Source organism: Arthrobacter sp. 01N444 (assembly GCF_056399305.1).
Genome location: NZ_JBFTRB010000010.1, coordinates 1 through 15,349, shown reverse-complemented (window position 1 = coordinate 15,349; position 15,349 = coordinate 1). Strand labels below are relative to the sequence as shown.

Here is a 15,349-nt window from a genome sequence, read left to right as displayed (position 1 = left end):
CGGCTGAGTAGCGGCCGGCGGCTGAGTAGCGGCCGGCGGACTAGGGCGGATAGACCGGCACAGGAGCCTTGTGCTTCTGTGCCCGCGGGTCCTTACTGGTGGGAGGAGACCAGGCCGCCCGCCACCAGGGTGCGACATCGCAAGGATCCAGCTCCCGGTTCAACGGTTGGGGCGGCAGGCGCTCCAACCGTCGAACCTGGATCTAGGAGGATGGACATGTTCGCTCGCGTCAGCACGTATCAGCCCGGCCCGGACAGCTCCGGGGCACCGTCGGAGGACACCGTGAACCGGGTGCTCCAGCTGCCGGGATGCCTGGGCATCTACTACCTGCTGGGGAAGGACAGCAAATCACTGTCAATCACGCTGTGGGCGGACGAGCAGGCCCTCGCCGGCAGCCAGGAGGCCGCAGCCAAAATCCGCACCGAAACCAGCGCCGAGCAGCACATGCAGATCCTGGGCGTGGAGGAATTCGAAGTGCTGACCAGGCAGCTCAAGGACTGATCGTCAGGACGGGGCGTAGCCAGGGGCCAGGGACGACCGGCGGAAGTCGGTCTGCCACACATCCATGTCCTGCCCGTCGGCGTCGGTGAGGACGTAGTCGGGCCAGCGGTCAAACGCGGAACAAGGATGGGAAATCCCGAAATCCAGCGTGTCGGTGACATCCACTCCGGACACCCCGGAGAGCACCGTGTGATGGTCGAAGAGATTGCGCACCGCTGCGGTTGCGCCGGGCTTGAGGGCTCCGTCCGCGGTCCGGACCGAGAGGACGCTGGGCAGTCCGGCGTCGTAGGGAAGGTCCCGCTTGCCGGCACCGACGACGGCCAACCCGGCTTCGGGCGTGGACAGGACGATCGCGCGAACCGACAGCGCCGGAATCAGTCCCGGAACGGGGCTGACGGCGGCATAGGTGCCGTGGTCGTGGGTGACGTAGCAGCCCGATCGGAGAAGAATTCGCGTTCCGGGCACCTGGCCGCGGTCGGGAAGGAACTCGACCACGCGGTCCGGGAAGGCCGACCCACCCATAGAGTAGATGGGAGTGGCGGTCTCAAAGAACTCCGCCGCTTCCAGATAGACGTCCCGCACCAGCCGGCAGTGCCGGTCAACCGCTGTGACGTTATCCTCGGCCCTGCTGTTGGGCACGACGCCTTCATACCCGGCAACACCCACCAGCCTCAGTCCCGGCGTGGCACGGACCAGCCCGGCCAGCCGCAGACCCTCGGACAGGCTGCGGATGCCGGTGCGCCCGCCGGGAGTTCCGACGTCGATCAGCACCTCCAGGTCGGCCGCCGCGCCGTCGAAGATCTCGGCAGCCACCTTCACCCCTGCTGCCGAATCGACGAAGCAGCGGATTTCCCGGGCGGGATCTTCCTCCAGCCAGGCACGGACACGCGTTAGCCCGGACCTGTCGACGATCTCGTTGGCGACGAGGACGCGCTGATGACCCCAGCGCAGTGCCGAGGCGACTTGATCCACGGTGGCGACGGTGACACCGACGGCGCCGGCCGCCAACTGCCGCTCGATGATTGGTGCCGACATCGTTGTCTTGACGTGCGGCGCGAGATCCACGCCCCGCTCCCGGCACCACGCCGCCATGACCCGGATGTTGTTCTCGAGGGAAGCGCTGTTGAGCCGCAGTTGCGGATACGCCGGCGCCGTGAGGGGCGTTGCCGCGAAGTCCGCATCGGTTCCGTCCGATCTTCCGCTCAGCCTGCTCACACGTATCCCCTGTTCTTCGGTCCCAAAATTCTGCCTCGACTCCGACAAATCTACTGGACTGACGTGCCTACTGGAGTGACGTGCCTCTGGCGGCACGCCCTGGCCCGGGCCGCCTAGACGTCCAGCGCCGGGTTCCGGTCGAAGAAGCCGGCCGGCTTGAGCCAGAACGCGACTGTGTCCACCGGCATGACCGGCCACTCCTCCGGCCGTGGGATGTGGTGAATGCCGAAAACGTACCAAAGGACGACGTCGGTGTTTTCCACGGACCGCCCCTGCCGCACCCATTCGGGCATTCCCAGCCCCCCTGTGCCCTGGTTCACGAACTCGCCGGCCGGCCAGCGCTCCGCGGCATCGTTGGGCGTCACCCATACTGTGTGCCCAATGACCTCCGCACGCTGGAAAACCGGAGATGCCGGGTCAAAGAACGACGGGAAAGCTGCGCCGGGCACCAGCTTGTACGACACCGGGGTCCCGAGCCCGTTGACCGAGTTGTCGTTCGTCACCGTCCAGGCCCGCTGGGTCTCCCAGGAGTAGTCGTCGTGCCCCTCGGTCGTGATGGGGGTCTTGTTCTGATGCAGGGCGAGCCCGTACGGATTGTCCGGACCCATCGGGACCATCGCGGTTTCCGAACGGTAAACGGTATTTGCGGTGCCGTCGATGTCCAGGTCGAGCCGGGCCACAAGGAAATGCTGGTGGAAGGGTGCGTAGGTCCGGTTGTCCACCAGCGTTCCGCTCGGATGCTGCTGGCCCTCGCCGAAATGGCTGACCACCATGATGCCGGTGGCCCTCACCTCGCACTCAATGTTCCCGTCCTGATAGAAGCGCCAGTACACCAGGTATTCATAGTTGGCGACGGTGACATGGAAAGAAATCACCAGTCGACGTATCCGGCGCACTTCCATGCCGCCGTCGTGGTCGATGTGCTTCCACAACACCGCCCCGTCCTCTTCGTGGATGCAGATGGCGTTCCTGATGGTGTAGGGCTCCCCCGCAGAATTGTGCATGACCGCATCCAAATACCGGATTTCCCCGAGGCAGTCGCAGCCCAGTTCCAGCGACGTCGTCATGAATCCCAGACCCCATTCGCCGACGTCGAACGCGGTGCGCCGGTAGTGGTCATCGCTGGGATCCCGGTAGGGAACGGCCATTTCGGCGAAGGACAGGCGGTTCGCGATCGGCCGTTCGCGGCCGCCGTCGCGATAGCTGACCCGGTGCAGCGTCAGACCTTCGCGGTAGTTGAACCCGACGCGCAGGGACCAGTTCTGCCAGCTGATCCTGTTGCCGTCCATCTGAAAGGAAACGCCTTCGGGCTGGACAATGTCCAGCGGCTTGAGCGGTTCGCGGGTGCTTGCGTCGCGGAGCCGGTCCGGGATCAGCGCCGGGACATATTCGCCCATGATCTCGGGACGGTCCACCGCAAAAGTGTCCTCGATGTCCAGCAGCTCCATGGAAGCCAGGTCAATGACGCAGTGGAACCCGTTGACCGGCCCCGCATACGGGTTGGCGCCCGCACCGGCACGGACCCACGTGTCGGACCAGCCGATCCGGCGCCCCTGGTGCTTCTCCGGGATCATTGACAGGCCATAGGTCCACACGTCCATGAAGACCAAGGACAGATCAGTGATGCCGCGCATGGCAAGCGCAGCGATCACCTGCGGGTGGCTGCGCAGCGCTGCGTCAGCTTCTTCCCACTCGTCGACGGTCATGTTCGCCTGAACGCCAGGGATATGGGTGAAGGAGAGGACAACCCCGTGGGTCAGCGATAACCGCGCCTGGTAGGTCTTGTTGGAGGACCGTTCGAAGCAGTTCACGCCGACGATCCGTTCCGGAGCCGGCGCGCCGGCAGCGGCTTCGAAGGCGGCGACGGCAGCCTTTTCCGGTTCGATCAGCTCGATTGCGGCAAGCCGCCACGCCGGAAACGTGACGCCCTGTGCGCTGGCGAGCAAGGACGCAGCTGCACGGAACTCGTCCTCGCCCAGCGGATCCAGCGGATGAGACGGTGCGGCCCTTCTCACGGCGCTCTCCTTCTGCGGGTCACGTTCACGGCCCGCTACGGCTTATCTTCCTCGGCGGCCTCGGTGAAGAGGGCACCCTGCGCGGCTCCCGAGCCCGACCTCCCGCCGCCCGCTCCGCGCAGGATGAATGCGATACCGACGGCGGCCGCCGCGCCGACCAGCGGCCCGGCGACATATACCCAGTAGTCGCTGAAGTTTCCGCTGGCGAGATCCGGCCCGAACGTTCGTGCCGGATTCATCGAAGTGCCGGAGATGGGGCTGCCCCACAGGCCTGCCAAGGCAATGTACGCGCCGACCCCGAACGCCCCAAACAGTCCGACGTTCTGGGCCCCGGAGGCGGTTCCCAGGATGACGCTGACCAACACCATCGTCAGCAGTGCCTCCATCAGGAACGCGGCGCCGGCCGTATAGCCCGCCGCCGGATAGTTTGAACCGTAGGTGGCGGACACGCCGATCACGCCCTGCAGCAGCAGACAGGCGAGCGTCGCGCCAAGGAGCTGAACGACGATGTAGGCCGGCACCCGGCGCCACGGGAAGTCACCGCGGAGCGCGAACGCAATGCTGACCGCAGGGTTCAGATGCGCGCCCGAGATCTTGCCCATGAACAAGATGATGCCCATGACCATCAGACCCGGAGCCACCACTGCCGCCGTGCGGCTGATGACGCCGGGGAACGCCTGGCCCATCATGCCGCCGCCGGCCGCGACGACCACGAGCAGGAACGTGCCGTATAACTCCGAGAACAGGCGCCGCCATTCCTGGCGCGGATCATTAAAGTCCTCAATACGCTGCAGGACGCTTTGCTCCACTATTTCAAGTATGTTGGGTATGACGTCGTGATGCGCGTGGTCCCGGCGAGCGCCGTCTTTGTCCTGATTTGCCGCCATGGCTGTCCGCCTCCGCAGGTTCTGGCCATGTGGTCTGCCGTGCCCAGCCTCGGTCTGCCACCTCAGAAGGCCAATGTACCGCTGACGGCGACAGTTGTCAGCGCTCCGCGGGTGGCTCGCTGCCAGCGGGTGGCTCGCTTAGGGTCAGTGTGGCAATTTCGTAAGGACATCCGAGGGACAAAGTCCTAGCATTCAGCCATGAGGCAAGAAACCTGGCAAAAGTATTCCGAGTGGCCCCTCGTCGGTGCGGCTTTTGTTTTTCTGGCGGCCTACTCCATCCTCGTCATTGCAGAACCGCCGCAGCCCTACGCCGACCTTCTCGGAATCGTCGTGGGGTCAACGTGGGTCGCCTTCGGCGCCGACTACATTGTGAAGTTGCTCCTGGCGCCCCAACGGGGCCGGTGGTTCGTCCGCCACCCCTTGGACCTGCTCATGGTGGTGCTCCCCGTTGCGCGGCCGTTGCGGCTCCTGCGTCCGTTCACCTTGCGCCGGGTCATGGAACGGGCCCCGGGCACCGCCATCAGGACCCGCGTCCTGGCCTACGTCATTGTCTCCGCGGTCCTCCTGCTCTACACGGTCGCCTTGAGCGTCTTCAATTTCGAAAAGGGCGCACCGAACGCGAATATCACCTCGATGGGCGACTCGTTGTGGTGGGCAATTGTCACCATCACAACGATCGGCTATGGCGACTACTACCCCGTAACCGTTCCGGGCCGGTGGGCTGCGGCCACGCTGATGGTCGGCGGGTTTGCAGTCCTGAGCATGGTCACGGCGGTGGTGTCCTCCTGGCTAGTTGAAAGTGTGACGGCAGCAACCAATCTGCGGAGGCGGTCGGACGAAGGCATCGGCAGCGAAGAACGTGCCCGCCTCGTGGCCCAGATCAGCAGGCTCCATGACCAGCTGGCCCAGGGACCGGGCGATTCCGGCAGTACCCCGGCCCTCGGAGGGACACCCAAGGAACCGCCTCAGGGGCATTGACGCTGCCTGCGTACGCTTGGACTTTCCTGACGCCATGGCCGCAGCCGGCCGGAGCAGGTACAACTGATTCATGACCACCCCTTCCCTGGTGCTCGGCCCTATGGTGCGGTACGTGGATGAGACGTCGGCGAGTGTCTGGGTGGAGACCCAAACCGCTGCCCGGGTTTCCATCCGTGCCGGCGGCCGGGGCTGGGAGGCCCGCACATTCGCAGTTCACGGCCACCACTACGCGCTGGTGGAATTGGACGGGCTGGAGTCCGGCACGGTGACGCCGTACGCCCTCGATATCAACGGAACGCAGGCCTGGCCCGACCCCTCATCCGGGTTTCCGCCGTCCATGATCGCCACACTGGCCACCGGCAAGCCGCTGCGGATGGCCTTCGGCTCCTGCAGGACCAGCGTCCCGCACGATGCATCCGGCAACCGGTCCCATGGCGTCGACTCACTGCGCGCCTATGCGCTGAAGATGGCCTCCGGCGGAGACCTGCCGTGGCCGGATCTGCTGGCCTTCCTCGGAGACCAGGTGTACGCCGACCTGACCAGTGAACAAATGCAGGAGTTCATCCGCGGCCGGCGCGACATCAAGGCACCCCCCGGCGAAGAGCTCAAGGACTACGAGGAATACGCCCACCTGTACTTTCTGGCCTGGTCAGACCCCGCGAACCGATGGCTGCTGTCGACCCTGCCCAGCGCCATGATCTTCGATGACCACGACATCCGCGACGACTGGAATACGTCGCTGAGCTGGAAGAAGAAGATGGAGGCGACCTCGTGGTGGCGTGGGCGGATCGTCGCGGGACTGGCCTCGTACTGGGTCTACCAGCATCTGGGGAACCTGTCACCGCAGGAACGGGCTGAGGATGCCGTGTGGCAGCGGATCATCGGGCACACAGGCGGGGATGAGCTCGATGTGGGCGCCGAGCTGGACAGCTTCGCGGAGCGGGCTGATCGGGACCCCAAATCCTACCGGTGGAGCTACTGCCGCGACTTCGGCGACACCCGGCTGATCGTGGTCGACTCCCGCGCAGCCCGGGACCTGACGCCGGACGACCGGGCGCTGGTCGATGCGGTGGAAATGGCGTGGCTGGACGACCGGATGCAAGGCGGCTTCCGCCACCTGCTCGTGGCGACGTCCCTGCCTTTCCTGTTGCCGATGGGCCTGCACTACGTCGAGTCGTGGAATGAGGCCGTCTCTGAGGGCGCGTGGGGTAACCGTGCCGCCTGGGCCGGCGAGAAGCTGCGCCAGGCGCTGGACCTGGAACACTGGGGCGCATTCCAAAACAGCTTCCGGGAACTGGCGGCCATGGCCAGCGAAGTCGCCGACGGCAAACGCGGCCCGGCACCGGAAACAATCACCTTCCTCTCCGGGGACGTCCACTACTCCTACGTTGCGGAGGTGGAGCGTGCCTCGGGCAGCCGGATCCTGCAGGCCGTCTGCTCCCCCATCCGCAACCCGTTGCCCCGCCTGATGAGGTCCTTCGCGGCCATCATGTCCTACGGCCTGGCCACCCCGGTGGGCGCCTTGGTCGCGCGCTCCGCCAAGGTGCCGGACCCGCCATTCCACTGGTCCGGCATCCGGGGGCCCTGGTTCCAAAACAACGTGGCCTATCTGGAGGTGGTACCGGAAGGGCTGAAATTGTGGTGGCAGACCGGGGTGGTGGACGACGGCGACCACCTGCATCCGAGGCTGGAACGCGTCGCCACCCTCACGGTGTCTCCGCGGAGCGCGCACGACCCCGTCCAGGGACAGCAGGGGCAACAGCGAAACGCATGACGCGAGTTTCTTGTGATCCCCGCGTCGGCGCAGACGTTCTACCGAAGGTCGCGGTCAGCGGCTGCCACGTTCTCGACGGCGACCGTTTCGATGATTCTGGTCGATGGCTCACCAACCAGCGCCGGCGCCGTCACACCCGTTTTCCACGTATCGTTCTGCAGCCGGCCCAGGAAGTCCACCGCCGCCGCCTGCGTATCGAAGTCCATCTCCAGCATCACGTAATCCTGCTGGTCAAGCGGGCGCGAGATCCGGAATGACCGCACGCCCGACGCAGCGCGGTCCAGCGGATCGCTGTCGAAAGCCCTCCGCCACATGTCAAAATCCCGGACCTGGTGTTCGATCTGCAGGGTAATCACTGGGGCGCTCCTGTCGACGGTTCTACACGCCCACTGTAGGCCCCGAAGGCCCCGCCAAGTAAGGAGCATGGCCGAAGTGTTATTCCGGCTGGCTTCCGGTGTTGGTGCTGTTCGGGGCGCTGGACTGATCGGCCTGGTGGCGTTGCCGGCGGCTCGCCAGCAGGAACGGCACCGCGATCAACTCGATCAGGCCGCCGATCGCCAGCGACGCCGCGTAGCCGTACACATCTGCCGCCCGTCCGAGCAGCGGCTGGACCACCACGCCACCGCTTGAGCCCATCAGTGAATCGAAGCTGAGCACTGTGGCGCGCTGCTTCGAGGCGATCATGTCATTCAAGTACGCCTGCCGCACCGGTATGCCCGCCGAGGACACCACTGCCCAGAGCGCCAACAGCACCAAGGCCACCCAGAACACGTGGGTGAACCCGAGCACCACCAGGATCACCGTGTCCACGACGCTGCTCAGGATCAACACGGTGGTGCGCCGACGGACAAGGTGCCGGATGCGGGGAGCCATCCAGCCGCCGAGCACCTGCGCCGCGGCCACGATGGCCGCCGCCAGGCCCGCGACGGAATACGCGCGGGGGTCCCCATAGAGCTCGAGCAGGTATGGCTGCAGGGCGTAAAACACATAGATCCCGACGCCGAAAGTGAACGGCGCGGCCAGCATCACGTAACGTACGGGCGGATTCTTCAAGCCGTTCTCGATCGAGGCGGCAAGTACAGCCCGGGTCGCCTGGAGGGGATGGGTCGAACGTTCGGGGGTGAACCCGACGTCGCGCATGAGCCCAAAGGCCACCGCGAACATGGCCAGCAGCACGCCCACGCGCATCAGGAACGGCACGCCCAGGTTGGTGGCCTGCGCGATCACGCCGCCGGCAACAGAGCCGGCGAGCATCGCGACTCCGGCGACCATCTGGCCCCGCCCGAGCACCGCTTCCATCCCGCCCTCGAACCCCGAGAAGCGCAGTGCATCGACGAGCCAGGCCTCCACCGCTCCGGAGAAGAAGGTGAAGCCCAGGCCGAGCAGGACCGACACCACCGCCCACCACCAGAACGGGGCGGAGAACTGCCAGAGCAGGTAGTAGAAGTAGGTCGAGACGGCGAGGGTCACGGTTCCGAGCAGGAACGAGACGCGCCGGCCCCACCCGTCGGCAACCACCCCGGTGGGCACCTCGAACAGCACCATGCCGGCCGTGAAGAAGGCATTCGCGGCAAACGCCTCGAAGTTGCTGAGACCGGCGTCGAGCAGGAAAAGGGTGTTGATCCCCCAGATGAACGAGGCCGCAAGGGTATTGCCCAGCGTCAACGTCAAATAGATGCGCTGAATCTTTCGGGCGGCGGCGTTCATCGCGTCGCCGTCCCCGCCAGGGCGAGGAGGGAGCACGAGCCCATTCTCGTCTCCGCTGCCGGCACGCGCCAGTGCACACCAGGCGCAGGGCAGGACGCGAACGGTCGAGCCGACGATGCCCGGTCTGCTCAGCTGCCCTGGTTCGTGTAGAACGACCGCCGGCGGGCGTACTCATGGACCCGGTCCAGGGTGGCGATCTGGTCGCGTGCCTTGGTGGCCAGTCCGTCGAACCTGGAACCGTCCAGTCCCAGATCGCCGGAGAGATCCTGCAGCGTCTGCCACAGCCCTAGTTTTCCCATCACCGCCGACCGCATGACCTCGGACTCCAGCACCAGCGTCATCGGCGAGCGGCTCACCACCCGCCCGTTGAGCTTGAGTCGGCCGGCACGCTCCGCAACCCACGCCGCCACCCGCCGCGGAGTTCGCCGTGGCAGGCCAAAATCCCCCACTAGTCCGCGCAGGTACTCCCGCTCCTGCCTGATTTGGGTGGCAAGTGCTGCAAGTTCGGCGTGGAAGGGGGTGTCCGTGAAGTCGCGCGCCATGCGCTCTATGCGGCCCTGCCCCGCTGTGGCTCCCGCGAGGTGGTCCGAGAGGTAGAGCCCGAACAATTTCTTATCGATTTTTCCGGAAATCTGCGGTGCCATGAATGCTCCACTCTGATCGAAGGGTTGCTTCGGGAAACATCACCCTACCGGAGGGCATGGCGGGCCCAGAAGTTCTATCGGGGCGCGGAATCGTCGTGCGCCGGCCGCACTGACCCGGCGTCGGGATCCATCGCCACGAGCCCGGCGTCGTCCTTCACCTCTGTCAGTTCCTGCGCCACGTCAGGCTTGAGCCAGGACGCCACCACGCTGACTCCGCCTCCGTCGTCGCGGTCGATCACGACGTCGATCTCGGAGGCGGCCGCCCCCATGCGCGACAGCTGCTCGCGATATGACGCGACGAGCATCTCCAGGCTTTCCTCGGTCCACTCCCCCGGCCGCATCCTCGTTGAGATTTCGACCGGTTCAGGCTGATACAGCGTCATGAAAGTCCTTCCCGTGGGGTTCGATCAGGGCGAGCACGACCCCATTCTCGCCCCCTGCGCCGGTGTGCGCCAGAGCAGGGACATCGGGCCGCCATGGCGCCAGGGCGTTCCGAAGTGAACTACGGCTATTCCCAAGTACTCCCCGCACTCGATCACCTGGGCGCGATGCACAGCGACGTCGTCGTTCCTCTCCTGCAGGCCTGGCTGGGAAAAGTGGGCCGGCAGCAATAGGAACATCTCCCCGGGACTGTCGCGGCGCCGGTTCCTATGTGCTGAGGCGGAAAACGTCGGCTTTGATCGCGTGGCGTCCGGTCTTGCGCTTCCCCGACGGCGTCCCATACAACACCAAGGCCGACCGGTCATCGTCGAGAACGGTGATCCCCTCGGCATGGTCCTCGTCCTCACCGAACGGCGCGTCAAATTCGCAATGCAAGTCGTCTTTCGGCAGGACGGCCTCGGCCTGCGACGTCAGCGCGCCCCGCCAGCGAAACACGGCCGCACGCCCGTCGAGTTCCATGGTGGGTCCCGCCAGGACGAGCAGGTCATTTCCGTGACGGCACAGATCCCGCACGCCCAAACCATGCAGGCGAAGGAAGTGCTTGCGGTAGCGACGATTCCCGGGACCGATCGGCTGCGGCTCCAAGCCGGGCCCGCCACCAACCTGGAGCTCTATGATCATCGCCCACCCACGCAGCACCGGCCCGCGCAGACCGATGAACACCCGGTCGCCCGCTACGGCGAGGCCCTCGCAGTCAATGCCGTTGTCCTTGCCCGGGATCGGGCGACCGGTCGTCGAGGACTGGATGAAGCTACCAAGATGTGGGTCATCGGCCAGCAGATCCACCAGGTCCGTGCCCCGGCCGAGGCCCAGCACGGCGGGGCGCTGCTGCTGTCCCGTCCGGCCGCCGCCCGGATCGAGGAGGTCCTTAGTCGAAAGCCGGGCCAACACCCGACGGCGCTGGCTGACCTCCACTGTCGCCAGGGAATCCTGCGCTTCTGCGGGCGTGACGTTGTTCTTGACCTGTTTGCGGGCCGAGCTGTGCGATCCAAGCAGCCACAACGTTTCATCCTCGACATCGAGGCCCTCGATGTCCATCTCACCCCTGTCCCCGGGCAGCTCAAGGAGGTGGGTGAGATCGAAGCTGCGGTGGGTGCGGGCCTGGTCGCCGGCCTCCAGGGTGAGCCGTTCGAGGCTGGTCGTCTCGTCATTGGCGACCCAAAGGTGGGAACCCTGCCGGGCGACCGCGGACAACCCGTCGCGCAGGTCAGCCTTCGGATCCAGGGTGCTGCGCTGGTCGAGTACGAGGCTGATTTCGCCGGAGGGCTCGTCCGGCCGCGGCCATCCGCTCACCGCGGCACACCCATCCTCTTCAGCGGTGATCGGTAGTTCATTCCCGCGCTCTCCGTTCGCGCAGCCAAGGGATGAGGCCACCTGCCAGGAGCATGTCCACCTGACGGCTGGAGAGACTGTGCCGCACAGGGTAGACCTCGTCTCGGGTCCGGTTCTCCACGAGGATCTCCTTGCCTGTGAGCAGGGCGTCGTGTATTCCTGTCAGCGCGAGCACATCGTCCTGTTCGATGCGGTCATGATCGGCCGCATTTGTGAACTCGACTGCGAGGACGCCGAAATTGGCCAGGTTCTGCCAGTGGATCCGCGCGAACGAGACGGCCACCACTGCGCGCAGCCCGAGGAAGCGCGGGGTGATAGCTGCGTGTTCCCGTGAGGATCCCTGGCCGTAGTTCGTGCCGCCGACCAGGATGTGCCCGGTGGAGTCGCGGGTTTGGGCGGCGCGGGCGGCGTAGGTGGGGTCGAGCTGGTCGAAGGTGAATTCGGCGAGTTTGGGGATGTTGCTGCGGTAGGGCAGAACGCGCGCACCGGCTGGCAGAATCTCGTCCGTCGAGACATCGTTGCCCACCACCAAGGCCACTGGTGCCTCGATGCGGTCGGCGAGTGGGCCGAAGACCGGAAGCGAGGAGATGTTTTCGCCCTTGACCAGCGCTACTTTGCCGGCTTCCTCCGGCGCCAACGGCTCCTCCAGCATTGCCACGTTCACGCTCGACACCGCGGGAAGTTCGATCTCGGGATACTCAAGGTCGAAAAGCTCCGTCAGGTCCCGCGGGTCGGTGATAATTCCGGTGAGCGCAGCAGCCGCAGCCGTCTCCGGCGAGCACAGGTAGACCGAGTCCTCCTTCGTGCCCGAACGGCCGGGAAAGTTGCGGGGCATCGTGCGCAGGCTGTTGCTTCCGTTCGCGGGGGCCTGTCCCATCCCGATACAGCCCATGCATCCGGTCTGATGCAGTCGGGCTCCGGCGCTGATCAGATCAAACGTGGCCCCCATCCTGGTGAGGTCTTGCAGGATCTGCCGGGAACTCGGGTTGACGTCGAAAGACAGTCCAGGGTGGCACTGCCGTCCCTTCGTGATGGCGGCGACCATTGCGAAGTCGCGCAGGCCCGGGTTCGCTGAGGACCCAATCACGACCTGCGCCACCGGCCTGCCAGTGACCTCCCGCACCGGAACGACGTTGCCGGGCGAGCTGGGCAGGGCGATGAGCGGCTCGATCGTGGCCAGGTCGATCTCGTCGGTCACGTCGTAGGTGGCACCGGAATCGGCGAGGAGTTCGGTGAAATCGTCCTCGCGCTGTTCGGAGCGCAGGAAGGCCCGCACCTGGTCGTCGGCCGGGAAGACCGTGCTCGTCGCACCGAGTTCGGCCCCCATATTGGCAATCACGTGCCGGTCCATCGCGCTCAGTGTGGCGAGGCCGGGACCGTAGTACTCGATGATCCGGTCCTTGCCGCCCTTCACGCCGTGCCGGCGAAGCATTTCGAGGATGACGTCCTTGGCACTGGTCCACGCTGGCAGCTTGCCGGTAAGCCGCACGCCCCAGATCTCCGGCATCTTCAGGTAGAGCGGCTCGCCCGCGATGGCCAGGGCTACCTCGGTGCCGCCGACCCCGATTGCCAGCATCCCCAGCGACCCAGCGGCCGGGGTGTGACTGTCGGAACCGACCATGGTCGTGCCCGGACGGCCAAACCGCTGCATGTGGGTCGGATGGGACACCCCGTTTCCGGCCTTCGAGAACCACAGACCAAACCGGCGGCAGGCCGAGCGGAGAAAATCATGGTCTTCAGCGTTCCTGCTGTCGGCCTGCAACAAGTTGTGGTCCACGTACTGCACGGATACTTCAGTTTGTGCCCGATCGAGCCCGATGGCCTCCAGCTCGAGCATGACCAGCGTCCCGGTCGCGTCCTGGGTGAGGGTCTGATCGATACGCAGGCCAATCTCACGGCCGGGAATCATCTCCCCGGCCACCAGATGGGATGTGATGAGCTTTTGGGCCACGTTGTAGGCCACGGTGGGTTCCTTACTCGATGGCGAGGCCGGACGCCGTCAACGAATCGGGCACTGGGCACTCCCCTTATCCCCAAATTAGCCCACTCCGGGCGCCGGGAACAGTGGGGATTTGACGGTCATTGTGGCGCTGCCGGCCCCGGGACGCTCCTGGTGTTCAACGAGCTGAAGAAGGCGAGGGCCGCTGCCAGTCCGGCACTCAGCACGACGGCTCCCAGCCACATCGACACTGGCCATTGAATCGATGCCGCCAGGGCGATCCCAGCCAGTTGGCCGGTCCAGATGAGTGCCGCCAGCACGGCGGTGACCGCCGGCAACCTGCGCCTTAGCCACAGGCCCCGCTGTCGGGCAAGCAGCAGATCCGCCGCTGCCGCGATGATCGTGGCTCCGGCCGCACCGGCGACCGCGACCGGGCGCAGCCCCGACATGGCCAGCGGCAGCCACGCCACCACGGCGACCAGGATGGTGGCAATACCGAAAGGCGGCCTTCGGGCTCCGGAGAAGGTGTAGAGGAAGGGGGCGATAATCAGCGCTGTGGTCACCAAATAGCTGGCCAGTCCGAGGGCCGGGGGCAGCTCCGCCTGGGTGTGCCCGGGGCTCCCGATCGGCGTCTGCAGATAGGGGACGGCCGGCGGGGTCCGGACGAACGCCGAGCAGTAAATGAGGAAGAAGGCTCCCAATCCGGTCATCAGGGCGAGAGACAACAATGCAGCCGGCGTCCATGAGAAGGCTTCTGCACCGCCGGCGGCCCGTGCACTGCGGATACCAGTGCCGAGGATGAGGAAGAGGCTGAACCCCAGCAGCAAGTGGGTGGGGCTCACCAGCGCATCGAGGGAGACTTCGATGCCCAGGATCTCGTGCCAGGCCAGATCCAGGACACCCGCGACGGCGAACAGGACCAGTCCGATGACCGTGCCCCGGTAGCCGGCCGGCACCGACCGCGTCAATGGCCGCCCGGGCTGGCGGTTCCACCAGATCACACTTGCCGTCCACGCGGCGGTGGCCACGAGGCCCGAATAGAGTGCCGCGTGCCAGGGGGTGAAGAAGGTTTCAAGCCCGGGAACGTGCAGGTGGGCCCAGCCGTCGAGGAACACAGCCAGGAGGAGCCAGATGCCCAGCAGTTGCGTCACAAGGTCGTTCCGCGCACCGGCCCGAAGAGTCTGCGCTGCCGTGTCAACCATCGTCACTCTCCTCGCACCCGCCGTGCCGTCACCCTCGCCGTGCAGTCCAGGGAGGCCGGGACGCCCACACTTGGCCCGCGTCGAATGATTAAAGCTTGGACCTCCCGGTGTCCGACCGCCAGTGCTGCATTCCCTCAGCCCGCTACTGGTTGTGCCGACGGGTTATGCCACGGGTTAAGCCTGCGCGGTGGTGACGTTTTCGAGCACGACGGCGAGGCCCTGGCCGACGCCGATGCAGATCGCGGCGACGCCCCAGCGCTGCCCGGAGGCCTGCAGGGACCGGGCCAGGGTGCCCAGGATCCGCCCGCCGGAGGCGCCGAGCGGGTGGCCCATGGCGATCGCGCCGCCGTGCCGGTTCACGATTCCCGCATCGATGCCCCAGGCGTTGATGCAGGCCAGGGACTGCGCGGCGAACGCCTCGTTCAGTTCGACGGCGCCGACCTGGTCCCAGCCGATGCCCGCTTTCGCGAGGGCCTTGTTCGCGGCCTCGACCGGGGCGTAGCCGAAGTACTGCGGGTCGTTGGCGTGCGCGCCGCGCCCGGCGATCCGGGCCAACGGCTCCAGGCCCAGGATCCCGGCGGCCTTTTCACTGCCCAGCCACGCCGCGGACGCGCCGTCGGAGAGCGGGGACGCGTTCCCGGCCGTGACGGTGCCGTTCCCGGTCCGGAACACGGTCTTGAGCCCGGCGAGCTTCTCCGCCGAGGACCCGGGACG

Annotated in this window: 14 protein-coding genes; 3 read left to right on the top strand and 11 right to left on the bottom strand. The window is 66.2% G+C overall.

Going from position 1 to position 15,349, the window contains the following annotated elements:
* Window positions 1-216 precede the first annotated feature (216 nt).
* Window positions 217-501 carry a hypothetical protein gene (locus AC1DKN_RS12745; RefSeq protein ID WP_476856026.1) on the top strand — a complete coding sequence of 95 codons (285 nt, stop codon included), beginning with the start codon at window positions 217-219 and terminating at the stop codon, window positions 499-501.
* A 3-nt stretch (window positions 502-504) separates the two neighbouring features.
* Here the strand turns inward: AC1DKN_RS12745 and AC1DKN_RS12740 are convergent, their stop codons facing one another.
* The 3 genes from AC1DKN_RS12740 to AC1DKN_RS12730 form a co-directional block, all read right to left on the bottom strand.
* Window positions 505-1,716 (bottom strand): alanine racemase, encoded by a 1,212-nt coding sequence (locus AC1DKN_RS12740; protein ID WP_476871464.1) that lies wholly within the window; start codon window positions 1,714-1,716, stop codon window positions 505-507.
* 113 nt (window positions 1,717-1,829) lie between these two features.
* Window positions 1,830-3,731, bottom strand: a complete 1,902-nt coding sequence (locus tag AC1DKN_RS12735) for a primary-amine oxidase (RefSeq protein WP_476871463.1) — start codon at window positions 3,729-3,731, stop codon at window positions 1,830-1,832.
* A 35-nt stretch (window positions 3,732-3,766) separates the two neighbouring features.
* The gene (locus AC1DKN_RS12730) at window positions 3,767-4,618 is read right to left on the bottom strand and encodes an MIP/aquaporin family protein (RefSeq protein ID WP_476871462.1); all 852 of its coding nucleotides are present in this window, start codon (window positions 4,616-4,618) and stop codon (window positions 3,767-3,769) included.
* 198 nt (window positions 4,619-4,816) lie between these two features.
* Here AC1DKN_RS12730 and AC1DKN_RS12725 point away from each other — a divergent pair, with 198 nt between their 5' ends.
* Both AC1DKN_RS12725 and AC1DKN_RS12720 read left to right on the top strand, forming a co-directional pair.
* On the top strand, window positions 4,817-5,596 hold the full coding sequence (locus AC1DKN_RS12725) for a potassium channel family protein (protein WP_476871461.1): 780 nt from the start codon (window positions 4,817-4,819) through the stop codon (window positions 5,594-5,596).
* 70 nt (window positions 5,597-5,666) lie between these two features.
* Window positions 5,667-7,370 carry an alkaline phosphatase D family protein gene (locus tag AC1DKN_RS12720; RefSeq protein WP_476871460.1) on the top strand — a complete coding sequence of 568 codons (1,704 nt, stop codon included), beginning with the start codon at window positions 5,667-5,669 and terminating at the stop codon, window positions 7,368-7,370.
* Between the two features lie 38 nt (window positions 7,371-7,408).
* On the opposite strand, the gene AC1DKN_RS12715 is transcribed toward AC1DKN_RS12720, so the two are convergent.
* The 8 genes from AC1DKN_RS12715 to AC1DKN_RS12680 form a co-directional block, all read right to left on the bottom strand.
* Window positions 7,409-7,726, bottom strand: coding sequence for a hypothetical protein (locus AC1DKN_RS12715; RefSeq protein ID WP_476856032.1), 318 nt, complete (start codon window positions 7,724-7,726; stop codon window positions 7,409-7,411).
* A gap of 79 nt (window positions 7,727-7,805) precedes the next feature.
* Window positions 7,806-9,077: an MFS transporter gene (locus AC1DKN_RS12710; protein ID WP_476871538.1), complete on the bottom strand. Its 1,272-nt coding sequence runs from the start codon at window positions 9,075-9,077 to the stop codon at window positions 7,806-7,808.
* A 128-nt stretch (window positions 9,078-9,205) separates the two neighbouring features.
* On the bottom strand, window positions 9,206-9,721 hold the full coding sequence (locus AC1DKN_RS12705) for a hypothetical protein (RefSeq protein ID WP_476849503.1): 516 nt from the start codon (window positions 9,719-9,721) through the stop codon (window positions 9,206-9,208).
* A 74-nt stretch (window positions 9,722-9,795) separates the two neighbouring features.
* Window positions 9,796-10,104: a hypothetical protein gene (locus AC1DKN_RS12700; RefSeq protein WP_230008448.1), complete on the bottom strand. Its 309-nt coding sequence runs from the start codon at window positions 10,102-10,104 to the stop codon at window positions 9,796-9,798.
* A gap of 265 nt (window positions 10,105-10,369) precedes the next feature.
* Window positions 10,370-11,455, bottom strand: coding sequence for a DUF3616 domain-containing protein (locus AC1DKN_RS12695; protein ID WP_476871459.1), 1,086 nt, complete (start codon window positions 11,453-11,455; stop codon window positions 10,370-10,372).
* A gap of 37 nt (window positions 11,456-11,492) precedes the next feature.
* Window positions 11,493-13,457 (bottom strand): aconitate hydratase, encoded by a 1,965-nt coding sequence (locus tag AC1DKN_RS12690; RefSeq protein WP_476871458.1) that lies wholly within the window; start codon window positions 13,455-13,457, stop codon window positions 11,493-11,495.
* A 116-nt stretch (window positions 13,458-13,573) separates the two neighbouring features.
* Window positions 13,574-14,635 carry a hypothetical protein gene (locus AC1DKN_RS12685; protein WP_476871457.1) on the bottom strand — a complete coding sequence of 354 codons (1,062 nt, stop codon included), beginning with the start codon at window positions 14,633-14,635 and terminating at the stop codon, window positions 13,574-13,576.
* 174 nt (window positions 14,636-14,809) lie between these two features.
* A partial coding sequence (locus AC1DKN_RS12680) for a thiolase family protein (protein ID WP_476871456.1) occupies window positions 14,810-15,349 on the bottom strand: 540 nt, incomplete at its 5' end.